The following is a 5,139-nucleotide window of genomic DNA, read 5'->3' on the forward strand; positions in this document are numbered from 1 at the left end:
CTCGCCGCGTTGCGGGGGTAGGGGGCACGGGGGGTGGGGGGTTCTCTGAGGGGGGTTTCGCCCCCGCCGCCCCTACCCTTCCCGTCCTTGACCTGGGGGCTCTGCCCCCAGGCCCCCCGGGGGGAGTCGGGGGTGCGTGGGGAGGGAGGAGCGCGGTAGAGCTCGGGTGGGTGGGGTGCGTGGGCGGGTGCGGGTGGGTGAGGGCTTCTCGCGCAGTTCCCCGCGCCCCTTATGGGGCGCGGTTGCTCGCGCCCGCGCGGCGGAGCCGCAGATCGGACACAGTCCCGCGCCCCTTACGGGGCGCGGCCCTCACCGGGTGCTTCGGCGCCAAGTGCGCAGTGCTCGTGTTACGCGCAGCCTTGCGAACAGGTGGTCGTAGCGGGTGGTGATGGGGGTGGGGTCGTAGCGGTGGGCGCTTTGCAGGGCTGCCGCTGCCATGCCGTGGCGCAGGGTGTCGTCGGCGATGAGGTCGAGGATCGCGTCGGCGAGGGCGGGGGCGTCGCCCACGGGGACGAGGCGGCCGTCGACGCCGTCCGTGACGATCTCGGCGGGCCCCAGCGGGCAGTCCGTGCTGATCACCGGCACCCCGCAGCGCATCGCCTCCACCAGCGTCATTCCGAAGGACTCCGCGTCCGACGCGCTCACCACCAGGGACGCCTTCGCGAATTCCGCCTCGATCGGGGTGCAGGGGCCCATCAGCCGGGCTCGGCCGGTGAGACCGAGTTCGTCGATCAGCTTCTCCAGATCCTCCTTCGCGTTGCCGCCGCCGTAGATCCGCAAGCGCCAGTCGGGTTCCTTGGCCGCGACCGTCGCGAACGCCTCCAGCAGCAGGTCGAAGCGTTTGCCGGGGGCGAGCCGGCCGGCCGCCGCGATCACCTTGGACGTGCCGTCGGACGGCGGCACGTCCACCGGCGGCACGATGTTCGGCACCGACACCACCCGTACCCCCGGCAGCGGCATCCGCCTGCGGTAGACCCGCGCGTCGGCCTCTGTCATCGTCACCACCGCGTCCATGGACCGGTAGTGGCGGGCGAGCTCGGCGCGCAGCCGCTTGTTGTGCGCGTCGTGCCGCAGGTGCTCCTGGGCGATGCGCAGCGCGCGGCGGGGGCCGAAGCGGGCGAGGTAGACGTTGATGCCGGGCCGGGTGCCGATGATCACGTCGGCGTCGCACCGTTCGAGGTGGGCGCGGACGCGCAGGTCGGTGAGGCGGGAGTACTGCTTGTGCCGCTTCTCGGCGGCGGGGAAGTCCTCGGCGGGCCGCGCGTACGCGGGGTCGTCCAGGTCGGGGCTGCCGGGGCGGGTGTCCACCAGCGGGACGAGGCGGACGCGCGGGTCGAGGTCGAAGCGGGGGGTGTCCCGGTGCCGGGACATGGAGACGATCTCCACGTCGTGGTCGTCGGCGAGTGCGGCGGCGAGGTTGAAGGTGGTGCGGACGGTGCCGCCGATGGCGTACGCGTTGTGCAGCAGGAAGGTGATCTTCCGGCGGCGGCGCCGCCAGAGGCGGAGGGCCAGCCGGACGGCGGCCCTCCGGGCCGGGCCGGGGCCCGTGGGGTGGCTCGTCGTGCTCGTCGTGCGGTTCATCCAGTGCCTTCCCGACGCGACCTCTTGTCCGGACGCGCGACGCGTGACGTACGGGGACACGGTGGCCCGACGAGGTAAACCACCGGGCCGCCCGCGGTGAGAGGCGGGTAAGAAGCCCGCCCGCACCCCGGTCCACCCGGTGGGTACCCGGCCGCGGCCTTGGCAGACTGGTGGAGTGACCCAGACAGTTCTGCTGGCCGAGGACGACCGTGCCATCCGTCATGCCCTGGAACGCGCCCTGACGCTCGAGGGTTACGAGGTGACCGCCGTGGCCGACGGGGTGGAAGCGCTCGCGCACGCCCACCGCACCCCGCCCGACGTGCTCCTTCTCGACGTGATGATGCCCGGCATCGACGGCCTTCAGGTCTGCCGTGTACTCCGTGCGGAGGGTGACCGTACGCCCATCCTGATGCTCACCGCGCTGGTCGAGACGGCGGACCGGATCGCCGGTCTGGACGCGGGCGCGGACGACTACGTCGTCAAACCGTTCGACGTGGAGGAGGTCTTCGCCCGGCTGCGCGCGCTGCTGCGGCGCACGGGAACGGCGGGGTACGGCGGGTACGCCGGTCCCGACGGGCCGAACGGGCCGAACGGGCCGAACGGGCCGAACGGCGGTCCGGTGCTCAAGGGGGAACGCTGGACCGGCGGGCAGCTGTCGGTGGCGGGGCTGCGCATGGACGTGCAGGCGCGCCGGGCATGGCGCGGGGAGCGGGAGCTTGAGCTCACCCGCACGGAGTTCGACCTGCTGGAACTGCTCGCGCGCAACGCCGGGATCGTGCTCGACCACGCCACGATCTACGACCGCATCTGGGGCTACGACTTCGGCCCCGGCTCCAAGAACCTCGCGGTCTACGTCGGCTATCTGCGCCGCAAGCTGGACGAACCGGGGGCGCCGGCACTGATCCACACGGTGCGGGGTGTGGGGTACGTGCTGAGGGAGGACTAGGCGTGCGCCGCCGTGGCGGGGGCGCGTGGGCTGCCGTGCGCCGTGAGCGGAGCCTGGGGTGAGCCGGGTTCCCGGCCGGCTGCGGACGGTGTCGTCGCTGCGGACGACCTTCACCGTGTCGTTCGCGGCCGTCGCCGTCGGCGTCACCGTGCTGATCGGGTTCCTCAGTTACGACGCCGCCGCCCGGCTCGTCCGCGTGGACGAGAAGACCGTGTTCTCCGAGCGTGTGGAGGATCTGCGCAACCAGGTGCGGCAGCAGCGGTTCGACTCCGACGACTTCGCCAAGGACGATCCCGACCGGGACGGTCCGCGCGCCGCGATCTTCCGCTCCAGCCGGATGGACGTGCAGGTCATCGGACCGTCCGGCACGGTCGTCGACCCCGGCAAGCCGCGGCTGCCCGTGGACGCCACCGGCCGCCGGATGGCCGGGGCCGCGACGGCCGGGCAGCTGGTCGAGCAGGGCGAGGTCGCGGTCGCCGGCGACTTCTACCGCGTGGCGATCGTCTCGCTGGGCGGCGGGCGTGGCGCGGTGCAGGTGGCGCAGGAGTTCAGCGACACCGAGGATCTGCTGCGAGAGCTGCAAAAACGGACCATCCTGCTGGTCGCCGCGGTGGTGATCGGCTCCGGGCTGTTCGGCTGGTGGCTGGCCCGGCGGATCACCCGGCGGCTGGTCCGGCTCACGGCGGCGGCGGAGGACGTGGCCCGTACCCGGCGGCTGGGCATCCAGGTGCCGGTGACCGGGCACGACGAGGTGGCCCGGCTCGGCCGCTCGTTCGACCGGATGCTCGGCCGGCTGGCCCAGTCGGAGGAGGACCAGCGGCGCCTCGTGCAGGACGCGGGGCACGAGCTGCGGACGCCGCTGACCTCGCTGCGGACCAACATCTCGCTGCTGCGCCGCATCGACGAACTGCCGCCCTCGACGCGGGAGGAACTCGTCGCCGACCTCGCGCAGGAGTCGCGGGAGCTGACGGACCTCGTCAACGAGCTGGTCGACCTCGCGGCCGGGCAGTCGGACGCCGAGCCGGTGCAGCGGGTGGCACTGGGGGACCTCGCGGAGGACGTGGCGGTGATCGTCCGCCGCCGCACGGGCCGCGAGGTGAGGGTCCGGGTCACCGGGGACACGACGGTGGACGGGCGGGCGTCGGCGTTGCAGCGGGCGGTCTCGAACCTGGTCGAGAACGCGGTGAAGTTCGACCGCGCAGGGACGGCCCCGGTCACGGTCACGGTGGCGGGCCCGGCGCACACGGGAGCGACCCGCACGGACGCGGCGCCGCCGCGCGCGAGCGCGGTGCGGGTGGAGGTGCTGGACCGGGGGCCGGGGGTGGCGGAGGAGGACCTCCAGCGGATCTTCGACCGCTTCTACCGGACGGCGGACGCGCGCAGCCTGCCGGGCTCGGGGCTCGGGCTGTCGATCGTCCGCGAGGTGGCGACGTCGCACGGGGGCGCGGCGTTCGCCTACCGGCGGGAGGGGGGCGGGTCGGTCATGGGGTTCACGGTGACGGGGGCTCCGCCGAGGGGTGACCAATAGCTCGGGGGGGGCGGGTCCGGGTCCGGGTCGGGGTCGTTGTGCGGGTGCGGGTGCGGGTGCGGGTGCGGGTGCCGCGCCTCAGCCGATCACCGGGCTGCGGCGCTCGACCAGGACGACGTCGCGCCAGCGGCCGTGGTGGCGGCCGATCCGTTCGCGGGTGCCGATGACGCGGAAGCCCAGGCGGGCGTGGAGGGCGAGGCTCGCGGTGTTCTCGGGGAAGATGCCGGACTGCACGGTCCAGATGCCGGCCGCCTCCGTGGAGGCGAGCAGCGCCCGCAGCAGTGCGGAGCCCACGCGCCGGCCCCGGGCGTCCGGGTGGACGAACACCGAGTGCTCGACGACGCCGGCGTACGCGCGGCGGTCGGTGACCTTCGCCGCGGCGACCCAGCCGAGCACGGCCCCGTAGCCGTCCGCCCCGGAGCCGGAGCCGGAGCCGTCCGCCCCGGCGCCGTCCAGTGCCACGAACCGGTGCTCGGGCAGCTTGGCGGCGTCGAACACCGGCCAGGCCGGCGGCGCCGTCTCGAACGTGGCGTCGCCCTCCGCGATGCCGGCGCCGTAGATCGTCAGGACCTGGTCCGCGTGCGCGTCGGTCATCGGGACGACGCGCACCGGGGCGTCGTTCGTCTTCGGCATGCGGCCATGGTGGCATGCGCCGCTGTCGTGGACACGGCCCGCGGACGGCGCCCCTGCCGCGTCCGGTCAGTCTCCGCGCGGCGCGTACATGATGACCGCCATGCCGGCGAGGCAGACCAGCGCCCCGATGACGTCGTAGCGGTCGGGGCGGTAGCCGTCGGCGACCATGCCCCAGGCGATCGACCCGGCGACGAAGACGCCGCCGTACGCCGCGAGGATGCGCCCGAAGTGGTCGTCGCTCTGGAAGGTGGCCACCAGGCCGTACAGCCCCAGTGCGACCACCCCCGCGCCGATCCACGCCCACCCGCGGTGCTCGCGCACGCCCTGCCACACCAGCCAGGCACCCCCGATCTCGAACAGCGCGGCGACGGCGAACAGGGCGAGGGAGCGGACGACGAGCACGGCGGGAGTCTTTCCGGGAGGGGACGGGGGGGGGACGGGAGGTCAGGGG

General features: G+C 74.0%; 5 protein-coding genes. 2 read left to right on the forward strand and 3 right to left on the reverse strand.

Going from position 1 to position 5,139, the window contains the following annotated elements:
• Window positions 1-309: 309 nt before the first annotated feature.
• The gene (locus IO29_RS30975; protein ID WP_078618600.1) at window positions 310-1,581 is read right to left on the reverse strand and encodes a glycosyltransferase family 4 protein; all 1,272 of its coding nucleotides are present in this window, start codon (window positions 1,579-1,581) and stop codon (window positions 310-312) included.
• Window positions 1,582-1,756: 175 nt separating this feature from the next.
• On the opposite strand from IO29_RS30975, the gene IO29_RS30980 reads away from it, so the two are divergent.
• Together IO29_RS30980 and IO29_RS30985 are read left to right on the forward strand one after the other, a co-directional pair.
• The gene (locus tag IO29_RS30980) at window positions 1,757-2,527 is read left to right on the forward strand and encodes a response regulator transcription factor (RefSeq protein WP_030383477.1); all 771 of its coding nucleotides are present in this window, start codon (window positions 1,757-1,759) and stop codon (window positions 2,525-2,527) included.
• A gap of 58 nt (window positions 2,528-2,585) precedes the next feature.
• A complete protein-coding gene (locus tag IO29_RS30985) occupies window positions 2,586-4,055 on the forward strand; it encodes a sensor histidine kinase (protein WP_030383478.1) in 1,470 nt (489 codons plus the stop codon).
• 78 nt (window positions 4,056-4,133) lie between these two features.
• Here IO29_RS30985 and IO29_RS30990 read toward each other — a convergent pair whose 3' ends face one another.
• Entirely contained in the window at window positions 4,134-4,688 is a 555-nt protein-coding gene (locus IO29_RS30990) for a GNAT family N-acetyltransferase (protein ID WP_030383479.1), read from the reverse strand.
• 66 nt (window positions 4,689-4,754) lie between these two features.
• Window positions 4,755-5,090: a YnfA family protein gene (locus IO29_RS30995; protein WP_030383480.1), complete on the reverse strand. Its 336-nt coding sequence runs from the start codon at window positions 5,088-5,090 to the stop codon at window positions 4,755-4,757.
• Window positions 5,091-5,139: the final 49 nt, after the last annotated feature.

It is taken from the genome of Streptomyces sp. NRRL F-6676 (assembly GCF_000725625.1).
Lineage (GTDB): Bacteria > Actinomycetota > Actinomycetes > Streptomycetales > Streptomycetaceae > Streptomyces.

Coding starts and splice junctions, on each gene's coding strand:
- IO29_RS30975 (WP_078618600.1), bottom strand. CDS start 1,581: ATGAACCGCACGACGAGCACGACGAGCCACCCCACGGGCCCCGGCCCG.
- IO29_RS30990 (WP_030383479.1), bottom strand. CDS start 4,688: ATGCCGAAGACGAACGACGCCCCGGTGCGCGTCGTCCCGATGACCGAC.